The sequence below is a fragment of the Actinoplanes sandaracinus genome (genome assembly GCF_030009775.1).
GTDB classification, from domain to species: domain Bacteria; phylum Actinomycetota; class Actinomycetes; order Mycobacteriales; family Micromonosporaceae; genus Actinoplanes; species Actinoplanes sandaracinus.
The window spans coordinates 131,119-153,977 of the sequence record NZ_JASCTH010000008.1; the positions used below are offsets into that span (position 1 = coordinate 131,119).

19 protein-coding genes are annotated in these 22,859 nt (G+C 69.7%); 9 read left to right on the plus strand and 10 right to left on the minus strand.

Going from position 1 to position 22,859, the window contains the following annotated elements; translation table 11 throughout:
- Positions 1–644 precede the first annotated feature (644 nt).
- Both QLQ12_RS14155 and QLQ12_RS14160 read left to right on the plus strand, forming a co-directional pair.
- The gene (locus QLQ12_RS14155) at positions 645–2,393 is read left to right on the plus strand and encodes an acetyl/propionyl/methylcrotonyl-CoA carboxylase subunit alpha (protein WP_282760090.1); all 1,749 of its coding nucleotides are present in this window, start codon (positions 645–647) and stop codon (positions 2,391–2,393) included.
- Positions 2,394–3,149: 756 nt separating this feature from the next.
- Positions 3,150–4,355, plus strand: coding sequence for a hypothetical protein (locus QLQ12_RS14160; protein ID WP_282760092.1), 1,206 nt, complete (start codon positions 3,150–3,152; stop codon positions 4,353–4,355).
- A gap of 413 nt (positions 4,356–4,768) precedes the next feature.
- On the opposite strand, the gene QLQ12_RS14165 is transcribed toward QLQ12_RS14160, so the two are convergent.
- Entirely contained in the window at positions 4,769–4,975 is a 207-nt protein-coding gene (locus QLQ12_RS14165; protein ID WP_282760093.1) for a helix-turn-helix transcriptional regulator, read from the minus strand.
- A 174-nt stretch (positions 4,976–5,149) separates the two neighbouring features.
- On the opposite strand from QLQ12_RS14165, the gene QLQ12_RS14170 reads away from it, so the two are divergent.
- From QLQ12_RS14170 to QLQ12_RS14180, 3 genes are all read left to right on the plus strand, one after another.
- Positions 5,150–5,407: a hypothetical protein gene (locus tag QLQ12_RS14170; protein ID WP_282760095.1), complete on the plus strand. Its 258-nt coding sequence runs from the start codon at positions 5,150–5,152 to the stop codon at positions 5,405–5,407.
- A 161-nt stretch (positions 5,408–5,568) separates the two neighbouring features.
- Entirely contained in the window at positions 5,569–6,591 is a 1,023-nt protein-coding gene (locus tag QLQ12_RS14175; protein WP_282760401.1) for a tyrosine-type recombinase/integrase, read from the plus strand.
- A gap of 287 nt (positions 6,592–6,878) precedes the next feature.
- On the plus strand, positions 6,879–7,616 hold the full coding sequence (locus tag QLQ12_RS14180) for a DedA family protein (RefSeq protein ID WP_282760097.1): 738 nt from the start codon (positions 6,879–6,881) through the stop codon (positions 7,614–7,616).
- Here QLQ12_RS14180 and QLQ12_RS14185 read toward each other — a convergent pair.
- Entirely contained in the window at positions 7,543–8,943 is a 1,401-nt protein-coding gene (locus QLQ12_RS14185) for an NAD(P)H-quinone dehydrogenase (RefSeq protein WP_282760099.1), read from the minus strand. The genes QLQ12_RS14180 and QLQ12_RS14185 overlap by 74 nt on opposite strands.
- Positions 8,944–9,041: 98 nt before the next feature.
- Here QLQ12_RS14185 and QLQ12_RS14190 point away from each other — a divergent pair, with 98 nt between their 5' ends.
- Positions 9,042–9,503: a gamma-glutamylcyclotransferase gene (locus QLQ12_RS14190; RefSeq protein ID WP_282760100.1), complete on the plus strand. Its 462-nt coding sequence runs from the start codon at positions 9,042–9,044 to the stop codon at positions 9,501–9,503.
- Here QLQ12_RS14190 and QLQ12_RS14195 read toward each other — a convergent pair.
- From QLQ12_RS14195 to QLQ12_RS14210, 4 genes are all read right to left on the minus strand, one after another.
- Positions 9,500–10,465, minus strand: a complete 966-nt coding sequence (locus QLQ12_RS14195) for a GNAT family N-acetyltransferase (RefSeq protein WP_282760102.1) — start codon at positions 10,463–10,465, stop codon at positions 9,500–9,502. The genes QLQ12_RS14190 and QLQ12_RS14195 overlap by 4 nt on opposite strands.
- A gap of 111 nt (positions 10,466–10,576) precedes the next feature.
- Positions 10,577–11,314, minus strand: a complete 738-nt coding sequence (locus QLQ12_RS14200) for an SCO6745 family protein (RefSeq protein WP_282760104.1) — start codon at positions 11,312–11,314, stop codon at positions 10,577–10,579.
- A 94-nt stretch (positions 11,315–11,408) separates the two neighbouring features.
- Positions 11,409–12,332, minus strand: coding sequence for a hypothetical protein (locus QLQ12_RS14205; protein ID WP_282760106.1), 924 nt, complete (start codon positions 12,330–12,332; stop codon positions 11,409–11,411).
- Positions 12,333–12,334: 2 nt separating this feature from the next.
- Positions 12,335–12,967, minus strand: a complete 633-nt coding sequence (locus QLQ12_RS14210) for an MBL fold metallo-hydrolase (RefSeq protein ID WP_282760107.1) — start codon at positions 12,965–12,967, stop codon at positions 12,335–12,337.
- A gap of 190 nt (positions 12,968–13,157) precedes the next feature.
- Here QLQ12_RS14210 and QLQ12_RS14215 point away from each other — a divergent pair, with 190 nt between their 5' ends.
- Complete coding sequence (locus QLQ12_RS14215) at positions 13,158–14,099, plus strand: DUF4349 domain-containing protein (protein ID WP_282760109.1); 942 nt, start codon at positions 13,158–13,160, stop codon at positions 14,097–14,099.
- Between the two features lie 23 nt (positions 14,100–14,122).
- On the opposite strand, the gene QLQ12_RS14220 is transcribed toward QLQ12_RS14215, so the two are convergent.
- Positions 14,123–15,379: an amidohydrolase gene (locus tag QLQ12_RS14220; RefSeq protein WP_282760110.1), complete on the minus strand. Its 1,257-nt coding sequence runs from the start codon at positions 15,377–15,379 to the stop codon at positions 14,123–14,125.
- Between the two features lie 216 nt (positions 15,380–15,595).
- Complete coding sequence (locus QLQ12_RS14225; protein WP_282760111.1) at positions 15,596–17,161, minus strand: acyl-CoA mutase large subunit family protein; 1,566 nt, start codon at positions 17,159–17,161, stop codon at positions 15,596–15,598.
- A 205-nt stretch (positions 17,162–17,366) separates the two neighbouring features.
- Here QLQ12_RS14225 and QLQ12_RS14230 point away from each other — a divergent pair, with 205 nt between their 5' ends.
- Positions 17,367–19,316, plus strand: coding sequence for a serine/threonine-protein kinase (locus QLQ12_RS14230; protein ID WP_282760402.1), 1,950 nt, complete (start codon positions 17,367–17,369; stop codon positions 19,314–19,316).
- 23 nt (positions 19,317–19,339) lie between these two features.
- The gene (locus QLQ12_RS14235; RefSeq protein ID WP_282760112.1) at positions 19,340–20,980 is read left to right on the plus strand and encodes a phospho-sugar mutase; all 1,641 of its coding nucleotides are present in this window, start codon (positions 19,340–19,342) and stop codon (positions 20,978–20,980) included.
- A gap of 40 nt (positions 20,981–21,020) precedes the next feature.
- On the opposite strand, the gene QLQ12_RS14240 is transcribed toward QLQ12_RS14235, so the two are convergent.
- A complete protein-coding gene (locus QLQ12_RS14240; RefSeq protein ID WP_282760113.1) occupies positions 21,021–21,707 on the minus strand; it encodes a GOLPH3/VPS74 family protein in 687 nt (228 codons plus the stop codon).
- A gap of 107 nt (positions 21,708–21,814) precedes the next feature.
- Positions 21,815–22,816, minus strand: a complete 1,002-nt coding sequence (galE, locus tag QLQ12_RS14245) for a UDP-glucose 4-epimerase GalE (RefSeq protein WP_282760115.1) — start codon at positions 22,814–22,816, stop codon at positions 21,815–21,817.
- Positions 22,817–22,859 lie beyond the last annotated feature (43 nt).

Here is a 22,859-nt window from a genome sequence, read left to right on the forward strand (position 1 = left end):
GCGCTCAGCACCGTTCGTCACAGGCGAGCGCTTCTCAGCAGCGGCGGTCAGCATCGCGCGACGCCGCACCCGACCTCGCCAGCAACCTTGGAGCAGTAGCCACCCAAAACGGTGATCAGCGCACCAAGATCACAACAGAGACGGCGCAACGTGAGCCTCACCAGCGACCTTGATGCGGTGACCACCTGGAGAGGTGGTTGACGCTCCAAGATCGCTGGTGGGGCTGCGCGACAGGAAGCGGGCAGCGGGGGTGCGCTGTTCCGGTGCTCACGCTGCAAGAAGCCGCGCCGCCGGCGGTGGACCGGCCCGGCACGCCCAGCGGGCAGCCCAACACACTGAGCAGGTGCACCCGGGGGGCACGGCGCACGCACGACTAACCCGGACGGCGGGCGGGCACGACGCCCCCGCGACGAATACCGACAGCGAGCCGGGCACGACCCGCCCGCGATGGGCACCGACAGCGAGCCGGGCACGACCCGCCCGCGATGGGCACCGATGGCGAGCGGGCGCGGCGCACCCGGCTGGCGGCCGAAATTGGTGAACCGGGATTAACTTGCCGGAGGTGCGTCCGTGGTCCGGAACCGATCCGGAACAGTGGGCTCCAGCTCTCCGGAACCGCCTGAAGAACCGTTAGGCTCATAGCCGTGCGGAAGATATTGATCGCCAACCGTGGCGAGATCGCCCTTCGGGTGATCCGGGCCTGCAAGGACGCCGGCCTCACCAGCGTCGCCGTCTACGCCGACAGTGACCGGGACGCGCTGCACGCGCGAGCGGCCGACGAGGCCTATGCGCTGGACGGTGAGACCGCCGCCGACACCTATCTCCGCATCGACAAGCTGCTCGAGATCGCGGCGCGGAGTGAGTCCGACGCCGTGCATCCGGGCTACGGCTTCCTGTCCGAGAACGCCGAGTTCGCGCAGGCCGTACAGGAGAAGGGTCTCACCTGGATCGGGCCGGCGCCGCAGGCGATCCGCGACCTGGGCGACAAGGTGACGGCGCGGCACATCGCGCAGCGGGCGGGGGCGCCGCTGGTCCCGGGCACGTCGGAGCCGGCCGCGGATGCTGCCGAGATCGTGGCGTTCGCCGAGAGGCACGGCCTCCCGGTGGCGATCAAGGCGGCGTTCGGCGGTGGGGGCCGCGGTCTGAAGGTGGCTCGCACGATCGAGGAGATTCCGTCGCTGTTCGAGAGCGCGACCCGGGAGGCGGTGGCCGCGTTCGGGCGTGGCGAGTGTTTCGTGGAGCGTTACCTGGACCGGCCCCGGCATGTGGAGGCGCAGGTTCTGGCTGACACGCACGGCAATGTGGTGGTGGTCGGCACGCGTGACTGTTCGCTGCAGCGCCGCCATCAGAAGCTGGTGGAGGAGGCGCCGGCGCCGTTCCTCACCGACGAGCAGCGCAAGAAGATTCACGACAGCGCGAAGGCGATCTGCCGGGAGGCCGGCTATCACGGCGCCGGCACGGTGGAATATCTGGTCGGCCAGGACGGGACGATCTCGTTTCTCGAGGTCAACACGCGGCTGCAGGTGGAGCATCCGGTCAGCGAGGAGACGACCGGCATCGACCTGGTGCGCGAGCAGTTCCGGATCGCGGCGGGTGAGCCGCTGGCGTTCACCGACGATCCGGAGCCGCGCGGTCACTCCATCGAGTTCCGGATCAACGGTGAGGACGCGGGCCGGGGCTTCCTGCCGGCGCCGGGCACGGTCACCGCGCTGAGCTGGCCGTCCGGGCCGGGAGTGCGGGTCGACTCGGGCGTCACCGAGAAGAGCGTGATCGGCGGCAACTTCGACTCGATGCTCGCGAAGATCATCGTGACGGGGGCGAGCCGGGCCGAGGCGATCGAGCGGGCCCGCCGGGTGCTGGACGAGACGGTGATCGAGGGCATCGCGACGGTGCTGCCGTTCCATCGTGCGGTGGTCCGCGACGAGGCGTTCACCGGCGAGCCGTTCGCCGTGCACACCCGGTGGATCGAGACCGAGTGGGTCAACGAGGTGAAACCTTTCGCCGCGCCGGCCGCGCCGGAGGGCGAGGCGGCCGAGCGCGAGACCGTCGTGGTCGAGGTCGGCGGGCGGCGCATCGAGGTGCGGCTTCCGAAAACCCTTCTTTCGGGTACGAGCCAGCCCGCCCCCAAACGCAATGCGACGCGTCCCCGGGGGGCGCAGGGCAAGTCGTCTGCGGTGACCAGCGGCAGGCTCACCGCCCCGATGCAGGGCACGATCGTCAAGGTCGAGGTGCAGAACGGTGACGAGGTCGCCGAGGGCGACACGATCGTGGTGGTCGAGGCGATGAAGATGGAGCAGCCGATTCAGGCTCACCGGGCCGGCACGGTGGCCGGTCTGTCCGTCGAGCCGGGTGTGACGGTGACGGCCGGCACCGTGATCTGCACGATCGACTGACCGCCCGCGGCGCGCCCCGGCTTCACAGTCAAGGGCCCCTCGTCTTCCGCGGCATGCAAACGCCGAGGTGGCCGACTGATCAGGTCGGCGCCTCGGACGTCGACGCGTACCCCGGTCGCGGGTCTCATGCCGCCCGCGGCGCGCGGGGAATGAGCGGACGTCTCGCCCGACTCGCCGTGGCGGGAATCGGGGGCGATTCGTTCCGCAGGCGTTTCAGCCGTCACAAGTTCGTGGTCTGCGAAGTTTCCACGAAGAGGAGAAGCGAGCGTTCACAGTTCAAGGGGCGGGCCGTCGATACGGGACCTACCGAGTAGCTTGTTGATCAGCACGCAGGTCACGGCTCTGATCAAGGCCGTGACCTGCGGGTATTCTTGATCATCGTTTGGCGTTCGCGGTCGTCGTTTGTCAGCATCTGACGGCCTGGCGGCGGCCTGACGACGGCCTGGCGCCCGTTGTCAACGAAGCCTGTCGCCAGAGACGGCGGCGACGCGCCTCACGCTGCACTGCCCGTGACTTCGAGTGACGCCGGGCTCCCTCGCTGAAGTCCGGACAGGTAGCCGAGAAGAGCTCGCCCGATCTTGGACAACAAAGACCGCGACGCCCTCTAGGAGTTCCACAGGGCACGCACCGCTGGTACGCGTCGCCCCATCAGTAACAGTCCGGCTGAAAATGCGCAGCAATGGCCATGCGGCCGAAGCGACTGTGGGATGCTCACGATAGTTATGCGTATGCCGTCCGCGTAGAAGGTTGGCTGGCATGAAGGTTGGACCACCTACAATAAGGTTTTCAGCCGTCGCTGCAGTAGCAGTTCTAACGATAGGACCAGGCGCGTCAGCCAACGGCGATGAATCCAACTCTAGCCAGTTTACGGCCCGATTACAGAAGGAACCAATATTTCAATTAGAAAATGCCGTAGGTGCTGCGGGAAGAAAGCCGGTATCCGCAGATCCCGCGTACATCTACATGAACTCGCAAGACGTTGTAAAAGCCTTTAGCCTCGACATGTCGAAAACGCTACCGTTCGACCGAAGCTGGAAGGGGATACTGTCGGACCGCATAAAGCTGCGCGGCATCGCAGCGGCACAATGGATTGCCCGGGAGCAATACGACACTGGGGCACTGCCATCAGTAGCTGAGGAGGACCGAGCAAGGCAGGTCGCAATATGGCACTTTACAAACGACTTGGCGATAGTGCCTGACCTAGCCCGCAGTGCACCAGTTTTGGCGCGAGCGCAAGAATTGATTCGCCTCGCAACAGATCGATCTGGCGGCATGACTACGGGCCTGGACAGACTCTCGATAGACGTCAGCGTGCTGGATGCCAACGCGGAGCAGGTCTCGATCGAAATTCGGCTGGACTCGGGCAGCGAGAAGCTTACAAACTGGCAAACGCTCGAACTGGACATTAGCGGTGACACGCTCGAGATTGAAACAGGCGACACGACAGACATTCATCAGGACAAGTATGACGCCGGGGACGCGGTCGGTGAGATTACGACGAATCTCGATCAAAATACTGCTGTCGCGCGCCTGGATCGGATGGCAAACACCATGAGAGTCGGGATCGAATGGGAGCCGAGCGTATACGCCGGAATGATCCTGATTCCGGATGGCAATGCCGCCCCCCTAGTTACTGCCGAGACGGCCGAACTCCGTTATGTCACCGCGATCACCTTGGATCCAAAAGGCTTTCCTGGACCACAGGACCTTGTGGATAGATTCTTGATGGAAACGGTAGGACGCCTTCCGAACTGGCTCGCTCCACTGGCAATCTTGGTCCTTCTATACCTGATCCCCAAGTTTAGCGCCCTCGTGGACATCGGATTCACACATCTTAAACGAGCCTGTAGAGCCCTCTATCGACGAAGAGTCAAGGCAGCCAGCATCGATGATCGGCAGGCAAACCAGCCCCAAGGGAAGTCGTCGACAAATAGGCGCGGCAAGCAGCAGGGAACGCGTTGACCCAGCACCAAGCAAACGGCACATTTGGGTTGCGCGCGGAGCGCGCCTCCACACTGCCACCGCCCTCGACCCCTGCGGACCGTGCCGACCAAACGGCCCCGGCCATCCCGGAGCCTGAGGCCCCGCCGGAGGCGCTTTTGACGTGACCGGACAGCTTCGCGCGGACGGCGGCTGGGCGTACTCGCGGCTGCGACTTGTCCCGCACCGTACCGGCCGCCGCCGTTGCCTCTCAAACGCCCCGATGCTGCCGTGCGCCGGGGCGTGACCGGCCGCCAGGCCGCACGCGCGCCCCGGCGCGACACGGCGGCGGGCCGTTAGGCCCGCCCTTGAACAAGTAAAGAAAGTCTGAACACGCACGCTCGGATCACAACCGGTTCACCTACGCGTGCGCTCCCGGAGGGGACCGCTCCCGCCTACTCGCCTTCAGCCTCTTCGGCCAACCCAGGCCGGTGCTCTCGGATCCACGCCTCAACGTCATCAACCGTCCAGATGCTGCCCATGGTCAACGTTTGGTACGGCGCCGGAAAGTCGCGGTCTCGCGTGATCTGGTAGACGCGGTTCCGGCCGACACCGAGGCGCTTTCCGATCTCAGCGGCACCCATGAACCTGATCTTCTGCATAGAGCGAACGCTACGTGCGTGCTAACTAGTCATGCGCTATTTGCACATTCCCATAGCGTTAACTCTGTGCATGTGCACTGAGCATGTGTAACCTTCGGTGCTGGGAAGTCGGGCGCTTGGGTCCGCGAAACGAACAGGCGCCCCTTCCACCCGCCACTGGGAAGGAGCCGGGGCATGCCCAAGGCATTCAGACGTGGAGACGCCGTAACCGTGATGCCGCCGTACGATGACGACCCGCTGATCCTGTCGTTTCAGCACTACGGCCGGATCGTGAAGGTGTGCGGAGATCCCGAGAAGGAGGGGATCGCCTACTACGTCGTTCTAGGCTCCACGTGGCCCACGAACCAACTGTTCGGCCCGTTTCCTACCGCCCGACTTCGTAGCGGCTGGAGGGACGAACACAACCACTGGCGGGCCGCGCCTGGGCTATAGAAAGGCCATGCCGCGCAATCCGGAGGAGATGATCCTGACAGCCTGACGCGGCTCCAGTCGGACGGCTTCAACTACCCCCACCAAGGGCCGGAGGGGCCGCTCTGTCCGACGCTAAGGCGTTCCTGGTTTCGATCGAGGCGGACAAGCTCCGGGGTACGTACATCGATCCCTCCGCCGGGCAGACCCTCTTCCGCGACTACGCCGAGGAGTGGCTGCGTACCAGGGCACTCGACGAGTCGACCCGGGAGAGCACGGAGCGCAGAGTGCGCGGACACCTGCTGCCTACCTTCGGTGACTCTCAGCTCGCGGCGATCAAGCCGAGAGAAATTCGCGAGTGGGACCGCAAGATGGTCGGCACGCTCGGCGACGGCACGCGGGCGGTGGTCTTCGCTCACCTGAAGTCCATCCTCAATGCCGCCGTCGACGACGAGAAGATCGGCAAGAATCCTTGCCTAGCTCGCTCAGTCATCGCGCCACGGCCCATCCAGCGCAAGGTGATCCCCTGGAAAGCGGAAATCGTCTCGGCGATCCAGGCAGGCATCCAAAAGCGCTACAGCCCGATGGTGGCCCTCGGTGCTGGGTGCGGAATGCGTCAAGGCGAGATCCTCGGGATTTCACCCGATGACGTCGACTTTGACGGCGGCTGGTTGCACATCGTCCGGCAAGTCAAGATCGTCCGGGATCGTCTGGTGTTCGGGCTTCCCAAGAGCGATCGAGATCGCCGAGTGCCGTTGCCGGACAGCGTGGCCGAGCTTCTCCGCACGCACATCGAGGAGTTTCCTCCGGTCAAGGTCACCTTGCCGTGGGAGAACCCTGCCAGCAACGAGCGGGTCACGGTCCGTCTGGCGTTCACCACGACCCGACAGAGCGTGATCAACCGGAACACGTTCAACGCCAAGAGCTGGCATCCCGCACTGCGTAGCGCGGGCGTCACCCCGTCGCGGTCAACCGGGATGCATGCGCTGCGGCACTTCTACGCCTCGTCGCTGCTGGACGCGGGCGAAAGTATCAAGGCCCTGTCCGAGTATCTCGGGCACGCCAATCCGGGTTTCACCTTGCGGTACTACACCCATTTGATGCCCTCCAGCGAGGGACGTACCCGGAAGGCAATCGATGACCTGTTCCGGTCGAGCGAGAACTCTGACGGCCCGGAAGGAGAGCCTGACGGCCTGGCGACGGCCTGAGCGGGGTGAACTCGGGTATCTTCCCAGTTCAGATGGGGGCGGGCCGTCGATACGGGACCTACCGACGGCCCGCGGCCGCGCGCCATCGTCCGGCGCGGGCACGTCCCACCGTACGCCCGCCGACAGCGACCGGCGCAAACCGGGAGCGTGAGATGTGCCCTGGCCGTAGCGTGTCCCGCATCACTGCCGATCAGGCCCGGACCGAGCGCATGCTGTGAACACAGCGCTCTCTCAGCCGGACTCACGCACAATGCCGTGAGCCCTGAAGCCGCGAGGTGGCCCTGCCGATGACCGAACTACTGACCATGTTCGCCACCCCCGCGTGGGCGTACCTGGCCTTGTTCGCGTTCCTCGCGGTCGACGCCCTGGTGCCGGTGATCCCCATCCAGGCCATCATGATCACTTCCGGCGCCCTGACCGTCTACGGCAGCCTCGACCTCGCCGCGGTGATCGCGGTGGGGGCGTCCGGCATGTTCGTCGGCGATGGCATCGCCTTCGTGCTGGGCCGCTCGACCGGGGCCCGGCTGAGCGCCCTGCGGGCACGTTTCGCGCCCCGCAACGAGGACGGCGACTCCCGCACCAGGCGGGCCGCCGAGCGCTTCACCCGTGGCCTGCGCCGGCCCGGCCCGCTCGTGATCCTGCTCTGCCGGTTCGTTCCCGGCGGCCGGATGGCCTCCGGCTATCACGCCGGCCGCACCGGCTACCCGATCAGATCCTTCGTCGGGTACGACGGCGCCGCCGCTCTCGGCTGGGCCGCCTACGGCGGACTGGTCGGGCACCTCGGGGGTACCGCGATCACCCAGTCCGCCTGGCGGCTGTTCGCCGTCGCCGCCACCGCCGCCGTCGTCTTCGGCACCGCCGGCTGGATGCTCGCTCTGTTCGGCGGCAGCGACGAGCCGGAACCCGACAGCGGCGAGAGGCCGGAATCCGGCGGCCGAGACGAGCGGGAACCTACTGGATCTCGTGCTGCATCAGCTGACGCGCCGCCTCCGCGATCGACCCGGAGAGCGAGGGGTAGATCGTGATGGTGTGCGCCAGCTGATCGACCGTCAGGTTGTTCTCGATCGCCATGGTGATGGGCAGGATCAGCTCGCTCGCCTTCGGCGCCACCACCACACCGCCGACGATCTGGCCGGTCGCCGGGCGGCAGAACAGCTTCACGAACCCGTCCTGTACGCCGGACATCTTGGCGCGGGCGTTGCCGGTCAGCGGCAGCATCACCTGGCGGGCCGGGAACCGGCCGGAGTCGACCTCGTTCTGTGAGACCCCGACGGTGGCCAGTTCCGGGTCGGTGAAGACGTTCGCCGAGACGGTGCGCAGCCGCAGCGGCGCCACCGCCTCGCCCATGGCGTGCCAGATCGCGATCCGGCCCTGCATGGCCGCCACGCTGGCCAGCGGCAGCACGCCGGTGCAGTCGCCGGCGGCGTAGATGCCGGGAACGTTGGTGCGGGAGACCCGGTCGACGGTCACGTAGCCGCCGTCGGAGATGTCCACGCCGTACTCCCGCAGGCCCAGCTCGGCGGTGTTCGGGATGGCGCCGACCGCCATCAGGGCATGCGACGCCTCGACCGTGCGCCCGTCGGAGAGGGTGACCAGCACCCCGTCGCCGGTGTTCACCACCGAATCGCCGCGCGACTGGCTGAGGATCGTCATGCCGCGCTCACGGAACACCCGCTCGATCGCCATCGCGGCGTCGGCGTCCTCGTGCGGCATGACCCGCTCCCGGCTGGAGATCAATGTCACCTTCACACCCATCGCCAGGTAGGCGCTGGCGAACTCGGCGCCGGTCACGCCGGACCCGATCACCACCAGGTGGGAGGGCAGCTCCTCCAGGTCCCACACCTGCCGCCAGTCCAGGATGCGCTCGCCGTCCGGCCGGGCCGAGGCGAGCACCCGCGGCGTGGCCCCGGTGGCCAGCAGCACGGTGGCGGCCTCCACCGGGTACGTCTCCCCACCCTCGGGCGTGATCAGCACCTGGTGGGTGTGCCCGAGCCGGTCCTCACCGAGCCGGGCCCGGCCGCGGACCACGTTCACCCCGGCCTTGATCAGTTTGGTCTGGATGTCGCCGGACTGGGCCAGGGCGAGTTTCTTGACCCGTTCGTTGACCGCTTTCGCGTCGACGCTGACCCCGTCCAGCCCGGACGACCGGATGCCGAACCGCTCGTTGGAGCGATAACCGGTCATCACCTCGGAGCTCGCGATGAAGGTCTTCGACGGCACACAGTCGGTGAGCACGCACGCGCCACCCGGTCCGTCCGCCTCGACGAGCGTGACGTCCGCCCCGAGTTGGGCCGCGACCAGAGCCGCCTCGTACCCACCCGGTCCCCCGCCGATGATCACGATGCGACTCACGAAAACCCGACCTCCTACAGACATGTGAAACCGATGAGTTGTGCCGACACGCACTCCTCATATTCTCACTGACCGCCACTAGGACTATCGTCGTCGCCGTGCGTCACTACGCCGCGTATGGCTCGAACCTGGATCCCGCCCGCATGCGGGCCTACTGTCCGCACTCGCCGATGGTCGGCGTGGGGTGGATCGAAGGCTGGCGCCTCACCTTTGCCGGTGAAGGAGATATGGGCTGGGAGGGGGCGGTGACAACGATTGTCGAATCGCCCGGCGACCGGGTCTTCGTCTCCCTCTACGACGTCCACCCCTGGGACGCCGCCCAACTCGACGAGGTCGAGGGGGTGACCGCGGGGGCGTACCAGAAGGTGACCGTCCGTGTATCGACGCTCGACGGTGACCTTCCCGCCTGGGTGTATGTCTTCACGGGTTACGAGGGCGGCCTGCCGACCGCCTGGTACCTGTCGGAGATCGCCAACGCGGCGGAGAAGGCCGGTGCGCCCGACGATTACGTCGCCGACCTGCGCGGGCGCCCCAGCGGAACGGCCTCGCCGGAGATCTAACCGGCCGTCCCGATCGTGGTCCGGTAGATGTTGGCCCGGTACAGCGCGTCCATGCCGACCTTGAAGTAGAGGCTCGCGGCATCGGTCGGGTTGGCCAGGTCGACGCCGAGGCCCGCTTTCGGGCGGCCTTTCGCCGCGTAGGTGGCGAAGGCCCGCCGCAGCAGCGCCTCACCGACACCCCGCTTGCGGTACGGCCGGAGCACCGCCAGATGCTTCACCCAGCCCTCGTCGGTTTCCGCGCCACCGTCGGTGGACTGGAGCACCCCGGCGATCTCGCCGCCGATCTCGGCGACGAACCACTCGTCGAACGGGGTCGCGGCCGCGGCGTCGATCTGGGCACGCCAGCCGTCCCACGCCATCGCCGGGTGGTCGGAGTCCTTGAAGGCGTCCTCGATCACCGCGTGGAAGGCCCGCATCTCGGTCTCGTCGCCGTGGCGGACCGGGCGGACGGTGACGCCGGCCGGCGGCTCGGGCGCGACCGGGGAGACACCGTCGAGGGACAGATGCATCCGGGCGAACTGCTTGAGGAAGCTGAACCCGGCGCCGGTCAGCGCCTCGATCAGCGCGGTCTCGCCGGGGATCGCGCCGGCCCGGACCTCGTAGACGTCGTGACCCAGTTCGGCGGCCCGCTCCACCATGCGGGCCATCAACAGTTCGAGCAGCGGTTTCAGGGCGGGCAGGCCGATGCCCGGCCAGAAGTAGACGTTGGCCATGTCGCGGCTGCCGCCGGTGGAGTTGCCCGGGAACGCCCAGCCGACGACCTTGCCCGACACGTCGAGGGCGAGCCAGGAGTCCCGGGCCGGGTCGGTGTTGGGGGTGGTGAGGTCGTCACGCACCTCGTCGCTGGTGTAGTCGGGCGCGCCGACCGCGGCGATGTCGCTGGCGTGCACCAACTCGAGGATCGCGGGAACGTCGTCGAGGGTGGGCCGGCGCGTGCTCCAGCCGAGGGGCAGATCCGTCATGGGGGCATCCGACCACGCCGCTCACCGCCCTGCCAACCGAGTTTCGAGGGCCACTCCACACCCCGGCATGACCGCACGCGGACGTGCCGTGAGCGGGGCGATGCGGGGCCGTCAGCGGGCCAGGCGGTGGCCCAACGACTCCAGCAGCCCGGTGAGCTCGACCCGCTCGCTCTGGTCCAGGGCCGCGTAGGCCTGGCCGGCCAGCGCGTCCGCCACCGCCTCGGCCCAGATCAGGCGGCGGACCAGCGGGCCGGCCGGAGGGTACGGCGCCTGCCAGCCGAGCGCCACCGCGCCGGTCTCGCCCTCCGGCCCGGCGAGGATCGCCTCGAGCGGGGTGAGGCCACTGGCCCGGACCGCGATGACGTGCACTCCCAGCCGGTGCTCGTGCAGCAGGTGCAGCAGCACCGCCGCCCGGGCCCCGGGTGAGGTGCCCGGCACCGGCATGGCCCGCCAGGCCGCGAACAGCGGCAGCCCGGCGGTGTCCACCCGGCCGGTCACCCGCCCGGCGAGGTCGAGCAGCCGGGTCAGCCGGGGGAATCCGCCGAGCTGGTCCTCACCCCAGTTGCAGAGCTCGCCCAGATGCCACTTGGCGACCTCGCTCGGGGCGGAGGCCTTCACCGCCGCCTCCCAGCCGTCGGTGACCGCCTCGGGCGCGATGAACGCCAGCGCCGCCGCAACCGTCTCGGACCGCACCTCGCCCAGCGCCCCGGCCCGGGCGGAGACGTGGTACGCCCAGCCGGAGAGCCCCAGCAGGCGCGCGCCCTGAAGCGTCCGCGGGGACTCCGAGAAGGCCCGGAGGATGGTGGCGAGTCCCGTGCGAGCGTTGGCCGCAGCCTGTTCGGGGGTCACCCGCCCGATTCTGCTCCCCCGGACCGTCTAAAGAAAATCTCCGACCGTCCAGAGAAAATCTCCGGCGACCGTCCGAAGAGAACGCTCCCCGGCGTCATGTCCCGCCGGCCGTCAGATCGTCGAGCGCGGCCTGCGCGTCGCCCACCCGGCGGCGGGCCGCGGCGGCCTCCCTCTCGGCGGTCCGCCGGGCCAGCTTGCGCCGTGCCACGTCGGCCACCGCCTCGGCACGCCGCCGTTCCAGTTCGGCCAGTTCGGCGTCGAGGTCCTCGACCAGGTGACCGGCGTCCCGCTCGGCCTCCTCGGCCCGCTCCAGCTGACCGTCCGCGCGCCGCTCGGCGGCCAGGGCGGCGTTCAATTCCCGGTCCAGTTCCCGCCGGCGGCGGCGCTGCTCGGCTGTCGCCCGGTCCCGGGCCGCCGCCGAAGCCGCGGCGGCCTCGGCGGGCTCCGGCGACATCGCGTCGTCCTCCGGAACGGAGTCGTCCGCGTCCGCGGAGTCGTCGGCGGAGTCGTCGGTGACCAGGCGCAGGCGCGGCCGGGGCACCTCACCGAACCCCGAGTGGGTGGCCGCCCGGATCAGCCGCCCGGTCCGCACCTGGGCCGCGACCTCCGGTTCCGCCAGCGCCGCCGTGATCGTCGCCTCCACCTCGCCGAGCGGCAGTTTCGCCGCCGGGGCGCCGGCCTCGACGGCCAGTCGCCGGGCCGCCGCCACCAGCGACGACACGAACTGCCGCCGCTGGTTGGAGAGTTCCCGCAACTGCTCGCCGCGTAGCTCGCGCTGGGCGGCCCGCAGGGCGGTGGACAGTTCGGCCAACTCGTCGATCAGCTCCGGCCGCCGGATCGCCAGCAGGTTCACCACCCACGCCGCGACGGTCGGTTTCCTCAGCGCGGCGAGCCGCTTGGCCGTCTCCCGGTCGCCGGCCAGACGGGCTTCGCCGATCGCGGCGGCCCGGGCCGCGACGAAGCCGTCCGGCGGCTGCTCGTAGAGCCGCCGGACCACGTCGATGGTTCCGCCCGGCACGGTCAGTCCAGCACGCTGCCGGGCGTCAACTGCTGGAACCTCGTATCGGAGAAGCTCTCCAGGTGCTTGCCGTAAACGGCCGCGCCCCGCTCGTTGACCAGCCCGTCGTGCAGGGCGAAGGCCCGCTCCGGTTTGACCCCGCGGACGAATTCCAGCGACTCGGCGATCGTCGCCCACGGCGCGTTCAGGGGCACGAACAGCGTCTCCACCGCCGTGTCCGGGGTCACGAAGGAGTCGCCGGGATGGTAGAGGTTGGCCGCGCCGTCGTCGATCAGGAAGCCCAGGTTGGCGAAGACCGGCACATAGGGGTGGATGATCGCGTGCTGCCCGCCGAAGGCCCGCACCCGGTAACCCGCCGCCTCGAACTCCTGCCCCGCCGCGACCGCCGTCGTGGCCGGGGAGACGTCCGCGAGCAGGGGCAGGACCGCCTCGTGCGCGAAGATCCGCAGATCCGGCCGCCGGGACACGGCCCCGGTCACCGCCTTCACGTCGAGGTGGTCGAAGTGCTCGTGGGTGATGAGGACCGCGTCGGCACCGTCCAAGGCGGACGCTTCGGAGAATTCGCCCGGATCGACGACGAGCACCCCCGCGCCCTCGACGCGTAGGCAGGAATGCGTGAACTTCGTGACGCGCACGGGACCCCTCCGCTGCTCTGTGGGGTTCGTTCGCGACGGTGGAGGCGTTCCACCCGGCCTCCGGGAGGCGCAACTCAAGGCAGGTCGCGAACAGACCCCAAATCGTGACCGCTCACCTCGCAGTCTGCCGGAACCGGAACGGGGCCGCCGTACGTCCCACGGTCAGTGAAGACGTGAGATCGGAGCTGTCATGAATAAACGGGGACTCATCGTCGTACTGCTGTCGGGCTTCCTGCTCGCCGGCTGCGGCGCCGACGCGGGTTCGAAGGACAACGCCGCCTCGATGGCCGAGCCGGCGGTCGGCAAGGCCGAGGGCGAGGCGCCGGGCGGGGCGCCTCGCGCCGCCAACCAGGGTGCCGGAGAGGGCTCGACGAGCGGCAAGGACACCGCGGCGCAGGCGCCGAACCTGCGGGTCGACCAGCGTTCGATCGTCTACACCGGGTCGATCACGGTCCGGGTGGACGACGTCAACGCCAAGGCCGCCCAGGTCACCGGCATCGCGGCCGGGGCCGGCGGGTTCGTCGGCGGCGACGAGCGCCACAGCGGCGACAAGTCGGCCACCGCGACCATCAAACTGCGTATCCCGGCCGACAAGTTCACCTCGGTGGTGGACCAGATCGCCGGCCTCGGCAAGGAGGAGAACCGCGGGATCAACACCGAGGACGTCACCGAGCAGGTCGTCGATCTGGACGCCCGGATCGAGGTGCAGAAGGCCCGGGTGGAGAGCGGCCGGCGTCTGCTCGGCGAGGCCAAGTCGCTGGACGACCTGGTGATGCTGGAGCGTGAGGTGGCCACCCGGGAGTCCGACCTGGCCTCTCTGGAAGGCAAGAAGCGCCGCCTGGCGGACCTCACGTCGCTCTCCACGATCACCGTGATCCTGCTGGACCCGGAAGCGGTCAAGGACGACTCCGGCGACGAGCCGACGGGGTTCCTGGCCGGTCTCTCCGACGGCTGGAACGCGCTGGTCGCTTCGCTCGGCGTGCTGCTCACCGTGCTCGGCGCGCTCCTGCCGTGGATCATCGCTCTCGGCCTCCCGGCCTGGGCGATCCTGCATCTGCTGCGGCGTTACCGCCGCCGCGGCACCCCCGCGGCGGCCACCCCGGCCACCGAGGCCCCGGCCACCACCAACTGATCGCGGTACGGCCCGCCAGGCGCCTAGAAGGCTCCGGTGGAGAGGGCGGCCAGGGCGGTGTGCGCCATCACGCGCACGCCGTGGGCGATGCAGCTCTCGTCCACATCGAAGCCGCCCTGGTGCAGGTCGTGACGGTCGTCGGCGCCGGGCCGGCCGGTGCCGAGCCGGATCATCGCGCCGGGGACGTGCTCCAGGTAGAAGGAGAAGTCCTCGCCACCCATGCTGAGTTCGGCCTCGACCACCCGGTCGGGGCCGAGCGCGGCGCCGGCCGCACCGGCGATGACCGCCGACGCCATCCGGTCGTTGATCACCGGAGGGACGCCGCGGATGTAGTCGACGTCGACCTCGACGCCGGTCGGCGCCACGACGTCCCGGATCAGCCTGGTGATCAGCTCGGGGGCGTCACGCCAGGCCTCCCGGCTCAGCACCCGGACGGTGCCGCGCACCTCGCCCGAGCCGGGGATGGCGTTGAACGCCTGGCCGGCGTGCACCGCGCCCCACACCAGGGACAGCCCGGCCCGCGGATCCATCCGGCGGCTGAGCAGCGCCGGCACGTCGATGATCACCTTGCCGAGCGCGTGGACCAGGTCGGCGGTGAGGTGCGGGCGGGCGGTGTGCCCGCCCGGACCGGAGAGTTTGACCTCGACCGCGTCGGCGGCCGCGGTGAACGGGCCGGAGCGGACCCCGACCAGCCCGGCCGGCAGTTGCGGGTAGCAGTGCAGCGCGTAGATCGCGTCGACGTCCTTGAGGCCACCGGCGGCGATCACCTCGGGCGCGCCGGACGGCATCGCCTCCTCGGCGGGCTGGAAGATCAGCCGGATCCGGCCGGGCAGCAGGCCCTGCTCGTCGAGCTGGGCGAGGGCCATGCCGAGACCCAGCATGATCGTGGTGTGCACGTCGTGGCCGCAGGCGTGCGCCTGCCCGTCGACGGTGCTGCGGTACGGGACGTTCTTGAGGTCCTGCAGTGGCAGCGAGTCGATGTCGGCCCGGAACGCGATGGTCCGCGGCCCCTGGCCGATGTCACAGATGACGCCGTTGCCGCGGGGCATCATCCGCGGGCTGAGCCCGGCGACGGTCAGTTCACGGGCGATCAGGGCGGCCGTCTCGAACTCGGAGTGTGACGGCTCGGGGTGAGCGTGAATGTGCCGGCGAATCGCTACGAGCTCGGCGCCCCTCTTGGCGAGCCAGCGGTCCAGCCGGCCGGGAAGGGGGTCGGTGCCGGGCAGTTGCCCGGGCCACGACGTATCGGCGCCCTCGGGCGCCTCCAGAGCAGTAGTCACTTCGGCTTCCGTATCACTCTCGAATTTCGTCGGGTTCCGCAACGCGCGACAGCTTAGTCCCGTTTTCGGTGACGCTGTGCAACGGGCATGTAAAGAGGTGATCACGCCACGGCCGAGGTCGGGCGGGCGCACGAGAGGTCGTCCCGGCCCTGCCAACCCCTCAACGGGTAGTGGATCGCGGAGGTGACGCGACACACCACAGGTGCGTCGAGCGGCTCAGAACCGTTCGACGGGGCGGTGGACGCCCCATACCCCGCGGAGGGTATGACACACCTCTCCAACAGTGGCACGGAGCCGCAACGCCGCTTTCATCAACGGTAGGACGTTCTCCGTTCCGGCGGCGGCCTTCGCCAGATCTGCCAGCGCGGCCTGGACGGCCGGCTCGTCCCGTTCGGCCCGCAGGCGCGCGAGGCGGGCCACCTGGCCGGCTTCGATCGCCGGATCGACCCGCAGCGGCTCGTACCTCTCCTCGGTTTCGGCGACGAAACGGTTGACGCCCACCACGACGCGCTCGCCGGAGTCGATCTCGGTGGCGATGCGGTACGCGGACGCCTCGATCTCACCTTTCTGGAAGCCCTGCTCGATCGCCTCGACCGACGAGCCGAACTCGAAGACCCGGTCGATGAGCGCGGTCGCCTCCTGTTCCACGGCGTCGGTCAGCGCCTCCACCGCGTAGGAGCCGGCGAACGGGTCGACGGTGCCGGTCAGCCCGCTCTCGTAGGCGAGGACCTGCTGGGTCCGCAGAGCCAGCCGGGCCGACTTCTCGGTGGGAAGGGCGAGCGCCTCGTCATACGAGTTGGTGTGCAGCGACTGCGTCCCACCGGCGATCGCGCCGAGCGCCTGGATCGCCACCCGGATCAGGTTGACCTCGGGCTGCTGCGCGGTGAGCTGCACACCGGCGGTCTGGGTGTGGAACCGCAGCATGAGGGACTTGGGGTCCTTCGCGCCGAACTCGTCACGCATGATCCGGGCCCACATCCGCCGCGCCGCCCGGAACTTGGCGATCTCCTCCAGCAGCGTGGTGCGGGCCACGAAGAAGAACGACAGCCGGGGGGCGAAGTCGTCGACGGCCAGGCCGGCGGCGATCGCGGCACGGACGTACTCGATGCCGTTGGCCAGGGTGAACGCGATCTCCTGCGCGGGCGAGGCGCCGGCCTCGGCCATGTGGTAGCCGGAGATCGAGATGGTGTTCCACTTGGGGATCTCGGCCCGGCAGTAGGCGAAGGTGTCGGCCACCAGTCGCAGCGACGGCTTGGGCGGGAAGATGTACGTCCCCCGGGCGATGTACTCCTTCAGGATGTCGTTCTGGATCGTGCCCTGCAGGGCCGCCCCCGGCACGCCCTGCTCCTCGGCGACCAGCTGGTAGAGCAGCAGCAGGACCGATCCCGGCGCGTTGATCGTCATCGAGGTGGAGACCTGGTCGAGTGGGATGCCGGCGAACAGTTGCCGCATGTCGTCGATCGAGTCGATCGCCACACCGACCTTGCCGACCTCGCCGTGCGCGATCGGCTCGTCGGAGTCGTAACCCATCTGGGTGGGCAGGTCGAAGGCGACGGAGAGGCCCATCGTCCCGGCCGCGAGCAGCTGGTGGTAGCGGGCGTTCGACTCGGCGGCGGTGCCGAACCCGGCGTACTGGCGCATGGTCCACGGCCGCTTCGTGTACATCGTCGGGTAGACGCCACGGGTGTACGGGTATCGGCCGGGCTCTTCGGCTCCGACGCCGGTCGGCACGTCAGCAGGGCCGTACACCGGCTTGATGGGAAACCCTGACTCTGCATTCACGCCCACGATCCTAAGACTCGTCAAGGCGGCCGACTGTGAGTAATTTGCCACCCTGCGTTCCAGCCGGTCCACCCACGGCCACCCGGCCACTACACAGGGTCGATGTGTCATGAACAGTGACGCAGTAGCTTTCGTTCGAGGGGGAGCGCCAGGCAAGATAGCGGGGTTGGTCGACAGCCCCTACACCCCCTCGGTGGCATCCCTAGTGACTCAAATTCCGACGTGGAGCAGCGGGAACGCGGCTCCCCCCAGCGGACGCGCCGCCCCGGGCACGCTCATCGGCGGGCGGTACACGCTGCGCGCCGCGGTGGGTCACGGCGGCATGGGAACGGTGTGGCGGGCGGCGGACACGCTGTTGCGCCGCGACGTTGCGATCAAAGAGGTCATCCTTCCGCCCGGCCTGGCGCCGAGCGACCGTGACGCGATGTACGAACGGACCATGCGCGAGGCCCGGGCCGCGGCGGCGCTGCAGCACCCGGCCGTGGTGCAGGTCTACGACGTCGTGCACGAGAACGGCCGGCCGTGGATCGTCATGGAGCTGCTGGACGCCCGCAGCCTCGCCGACATGGTGATCGAGGACGGCCCGGTCTCCCCACGGGTGGTGGCGAAGATCGGTATCGCGCTGCTCGGCGCTCTCGAGGTCGCCCACGCGCACGGGGTGCTGCACCGCGACGTCAAGCCGGCGAACGTGCTGATCTGCGGTGACGGGCGTTGCGTGCTGACCGACTTCGGCGTCGCCCGGATGCCCACCGACGTGCAGCTGACCACGCCGGGCATGGTCCTGGGCTCGCCGCACTTCATCTCGCCGGAGCGGGCCATGGGCCACGACTTCGGCCCGCCGAGCGACCTGTTCTCGCTGGGCGTCACGCTCTACACCGCGATCGAGGGCCGGCCGCCGTTCGACAAGGGCGACCCGATCGAGACCATGCACTCGGTCGTCGAGGACCCGCCGGCCCCGGTGGTCCGGGCCGGCTCGCTGGCCCCGGTGCTGATGGGCCTGCTGGAGAAGAACCCCGCCCAGCGGATGGACGTGCAGACCGCCCGCACGATCCTGCGCCAGCAGATGTCCGGCCCGCTGGCCAGCAAGAGCCCGCCGCACATGATGACCGATCCCTATTCGGTCGTGCCGTCGCCGCGGCCGGTCAGCCCGGCGCCCGCCGAGACCCAGCAGATCCCCGGACAGGCCGCCCCGCCGCAGCCGAGCGGCCAGATCGGCGGCCGCGCGATGCTGGCGCCGGGCGAGTCGCTCACCGAGCACCTCGCCAAGCTGGAGCAGCAGAACGCGGGCGGCCGCCGGCGTGCCTCCGAGCCGCCGCAGCCACCGCCCGGCCCGGCCGCGGCCGTGCCGACCGGTGCCATGCCGGCCCACAAGCTGCCCGACCAGGGCCGTTCCGGCGCCGACCCGACCAGCGTCATCCCGCCGCAGAACCAGTGGACCCCGCAGCAGCCCGGCGCCCGTCAGGGCACCGTGGTGAGCAGCCCGGCCGCCAAGCGGCGCGCCACCATCGACAAGGTGGTCGGCACGGCGAAGGAGACCACCGGGCGGGCGGTCGCCACGTTCCGGTCGTGGCCACGCAACAAGCAGCTCGTCTCCGGTGGCGCGGCCGCCGCGGTGGTGCTGGTCCTGGTGCTGGTGATCGCGCTCGGCGGCGGCTCGGACAAGCCGCCGGCGCCGCCGCAGGCCGCCTCCGTGCCGAGCGCCGCGGCCGCTGACTTCCAGACCCAGCCGTACAAGGGCAACGCCGCGGTCAGCGTGGAGGTTCCGGCCGGCTGGACCCGGGCGGCCGGTGGCGTCTACGTCGAGTACATCGACCCCGCCGACAAGAACACCAAGGTCCGGATCCTGGTGGAGAAGGGCTCGGCCGACCCGACCAAGTTCGTCACCTCCATCGCGCCCGCCGGGATGAGGAAGAACAAGACCTGCACGGAGCCGTTCGTGTCGATCGCCACCCAGCAGGTCGACGTCTCCGGGAACCCGGGCGCGGAATTCGAGTACACCTGCGGTGAGGGCGAGGCCAAGCGCCACGGCATCTGGCGGATGACCACGGTCGGCGGCAAGATGTACTCCTTCTTCCTCACCACCACCGATACGAAGTTCGCCGACCACCGGAAGTACTTCGACGTCATGACCAAGACGTTCCAGCTCACCCTGTGACGGCGCTGTGCTATCAATCCCTGATGGCACCACAAGTTGATGTTGACCTGATCGCCCGGGCCGAGGCCTGGCTCGCCGATGATCCCGACCCGTCCGCCCGCGCCGAGTTGCGCTCGGTGCTCGACGGCTTACCGGGCACCGCGGCGGAACTGAGCGACCGGTTCGCCGGCCCGCTCACCTTCGGCACCGCGGGCCTGCGAGGCCGCCTGCGTGCCGGGCCGAACGGCATGAACCTGGCCGTGGTCACCCGGGCGGCGGCCGGCCTGGTCGGCTGGCTCGCGTCGCAGGGCGGCGAGGGACCGCTGGTCATCGGGTACGACGCACGGCACGGCTCGGCCGAGTTCGCCGAACGGACCGCCCGGGTCGCGACCGGGGCCGGGCGGGAGGCGCTGCTGCTGCCGGGCCCGCTGCCGACGCCGGTGCTGGCCTACGCGGTGCGCGCGCTGGGCGCGGTCGCCGGCGTGATGGTCACCGCCAGCCACAATCCGCCGCAGGACAACGGCTACAAGGTCTATCTGGGCGCGGGCCTGGGCGGCCCGGCCGGCGCCGGGGCGCAGATCGTTCCGCCGGCCGACGCCGGCATCGAGGCGGCCATCCGGGCGGTGGAGAACGTCTCCTCGGTCCCGCTGGGCGGTCCGGGCACGGTTCTCGGCGCGGAGATCCTTCAGGGGTACGTCCGCAGCGCCGCCGCGGTCCTCACCGAGGGCGGCCCGCGTGACCTGACCATCGCGTACACCCCGATGCACGGGGTCGGTGGGTCGACGGTGACCGCCGCGTTCGCCGCCGCCGGTTTCCCGGCCCCGGCGGTCGTGGCCGAGCAGGCCGAACCCGATCCGGCGTTCCCGACCGTGGCCTTCCCCAACCCGGAGGAGCCGGGCGCCATGGACCTGCTCCTGGCCCTGGCCGCCGAGACCGGCGCCGACCTGGCCATCGCCAACGACCCGGACGCCGACCGCTGTGCCGTCGCGATCCCGGTCGCGGACGGGTGGCGCCCCCTGCGCGGTGACGAGTTGGGCGCGCTGCTCGCCGACCATCTGATCCGCCGCGGCGACCCCGGCCTGTACGCCACCACGATCGTCTCGTCATCGCTGGTGGGTCGCCTGTGCGCCGCCCGCGGCGTGCCGTACGCCGAGACCCTGACCGGCTTCAAGTGGATCGTCCGCGCCGCCGACGAGCTGGCGTTCGGTTACGAGGAGGCGCTGGGGTACTGCGTGGCCCCGGGCATGGTGCGGGACAAGGACGGCATCACGGCCGCGCTGACCGTCGCCGAGCTGGCCGCCGAGCTGAAGACGCGGGGCCGCACCCTGGCCGACCGGCTGGACGAGCTGGCGGCCGAGTTCGGCCTGCACGCCACCGACCAGTTGGCGGTCCGGGTGGACGATCTCGCCGAGATCGGCCGGGCGATGACCCGGGCCCGGCGGAACCCGCCGGCCACCCTGCTCGGCGCCGAGGTGACCGAGACGGTCGACCTGCTGCCGGAGAACGACGTGCTGACCTTCCGCACCGCGACGGCCCGCGTCGTGATCCGCCCCTCGGGGACGGAACCGAAGCTCAAGGCGTACCTCGAAGTGGTGGCGGAGGGTGACCCCGTGGCGGCCCGGACCCGCGCGGCGGCGGATCTGAAGGCTCTGCGCGCCGAGATCGCGGCAACGCTCGGCGTGTGATCTTTTATGGGAGAGCAGCGACGCTGCTCTCCCATCGGGATCAGATCGGCTTGGGAGTGCCCAGGGCCGCCTGGATCGCCTTGCCCAGGGTGGCCACCACCAGCGCGACGCTGGGCCGCACGATGGAGTCCTCCAGGGTGACGTCGCCGACGAAGCCGGCGTTGCTGGCGATCTCCGCCAGCCGCTCGTGCGCCCGCTCGGACTCCTCGGCCGGCAGCTTCAGGGCCGGCTCCATGCGCGCCGCGACCAGCAGGGTGGCCAGCGCGGCCGTCCGCTCGTCGGGAAGCGTGTTGCCGATCAGCGCCGCCGCCAGCCGGCCGCGGATCTCGGCCTCGTAGGCGTGGTCCGTGGTCGGGTAGCGGTGCACGTGGATGACGCCCAGCTGGGTCTCGTCCACGTCCTGCACGACACCCCGGGAACACAGGTCCTCCAGCACGCGCGTGCGCAGCCGGTGCCGGAGACGCTGGAGCCACTGGGCGGGCGTGTGCGGTTCCTCGGTCGCCACCTTCCCCAGCACGGCATCGGCGACGGGGTCGCCCAGCGGGGTGGCGTCGACGACCACGAGGTGGCCGTCGGCGGCGTAGGCGATCCGGTTGGCCAGCGCGAGGTCGATCAGCACCGCGGCGGCCATGCCCAGGTCGAGGCCGATACGGGAACCCGTGGCCTTTCCGGTCTGGTCGTCATACGCGAGGAGGAGAAGTTCCTCGGCGAGCGGGATGGGGGTCATGTATCGCAACGATAGTGGCCCGGGGCATCCGCTCCGATCCCCAGGTCGGTCAGATCCCGGCCGTTCGTGCGATCCGGGTCACTCGCCCCATGCTCCGGGTTCAACGACTATCGGCCGAGATCCGGCAGGACCCTTCCGCGCTGGGCGAACCACTCCAGCGAGTCACGGATGCCGTCGGCGACGGTGTGTTCGGCGCGCCAGCCCAGCAGCTCGGCCGCCCGGGTGCTGCGGGTGTACGCGCCGGCCGAGTCACCGGGGCGGCGCGCGGCCCGTTCGATCTCCACCGGGCGGTCGGCCACCTGGTTGAACGCCTCGACGAACTCCAGCACCGTGGTGCCGGTGCCGGTGCCCAGATTGATCGCCAGCGAGCCGCTGCGGAACGGCAGCGCGCCGAACTCCTCCAGCGCCCGCAGGTGGGCGCCGGCCAGGTCCCAGACGTGCACGTAGTCACGGATGCCGGAGCCGTCCCGGGTCGGGTAGTCCAGACCGGTCACCGGGAACGGGCGGCTCTCCCGGTACGCCTCGATCAGCTTGCCCAGCGCGTGGCTCGGCGACGGCAGCTGCAGGCCGGTCCGCATCTTCGGGTCGGCGCCGATCGGGTTGAAGTAGCGCAACGACAGCGCCCGCAGCTCGGTGGCGGCGGTGATGTCGCAGAGCATCTGCTCGACGATGATCTTGGTGCGGGCGTACGGGCTGAGCGCGCTGAGAGCCGAGTTCTCGTCGACGGTGAAGTCGTCGCCGGGCTGGTAGATCGAGGCGGACGAGCTGAACAGCAGCCGGGTGACGCCCTTGCCGATCAGGTGGTCGACGAACTCCAGGGTCTTCGCCACGTTCTCCCGGTAGTAGTGGACCGGCCGCTCCACCGACTCCGGCACCACGATCAGCGCCGCACAGTGCACGACGGCGGTGATGTCCGGGTGGTCGTCGAAGATCTGGTCGAGCACCGCGGGGTCGGCGATGTCACCGGGATAGAAGGGTCGTCCCTCGCAGAACTCCCGCCGCCCGGTGACCAGATTGTCGAGGATCACCGGCTGGTGACCGGCGTCGAGAAGGCGAGACGCGATCGTGCTGCCGATGAAGCCCGCGCCACCCGCGATCAGAACCTTCACAACGTCCTCCCTCAGATCCGGCACAGGCTAACCGACCTGGTAA

What these genes read in the sequence shown, in the direction of transcription:
- QLQ12_RS14195 (WP_282760102.1), bottom strand. Translation starts at nt 10,465, where the DNA reads ATGACGGATCTGCCCCTCGGCTGGAGCACGCGCCGGCCCACCCTCGAC.
- QLQ12_RS14235 (WP_282760112.1), top strand. Translation starts at nt 19,340, where the DNA reads ATGGCACCACAAGTTGATGTTGACCTGATCGCCCGGGCCGAGGCCTGG.
- QLQ12_RS14180 (WP_282760097.1), top strand. Translation starts at nt 6,879, where the DNA reads ATGACCGAACTACTGACCATGTTCGCCACCCCCGCGTGGGCGTACCTG.
- QLQ12_RS14170 (WP_282760095.1), top strand. Translation starts at nt 5,150, where the DNA reads ATGCCCAAGGCATTCAGACGTGGAGACGCCGTAACCGTGATGCCGCCG.
- QLQ12_RS14160 (WP_282760092.1), top strand. Translation starts at nt 3,150, where the DNA reads ATGAAGGTTGGACCACCTACAATAAGGTTTTCAGCCGTCGCTGCAGTA.
- QLQ12_RS14165 (WP_282760093.1), bottom strand. Translation starts at nt 4,975, where the DNA reads ATGCAGAAGATCAGGTTCATGGGTGCCGCTGAGATCGGAAAGCGCCTC.
- QLQ12_RS14215 (WP_282760109.1), top strand. Translation starts at nt 13,158, where the DNA reads ATGAATAAACGGGGACTCATCGTCGTACTGCTGTCGGGCTTCCTGCTC.
- QLQ12_RS14240 (WP_282760113.1), bottom strand. Translation starts at nt 21,707, where the DNA reads ATGACCCCCATCCCGCTCGCCGAGGAACTTCTCCTCCTCGCGTATGAC.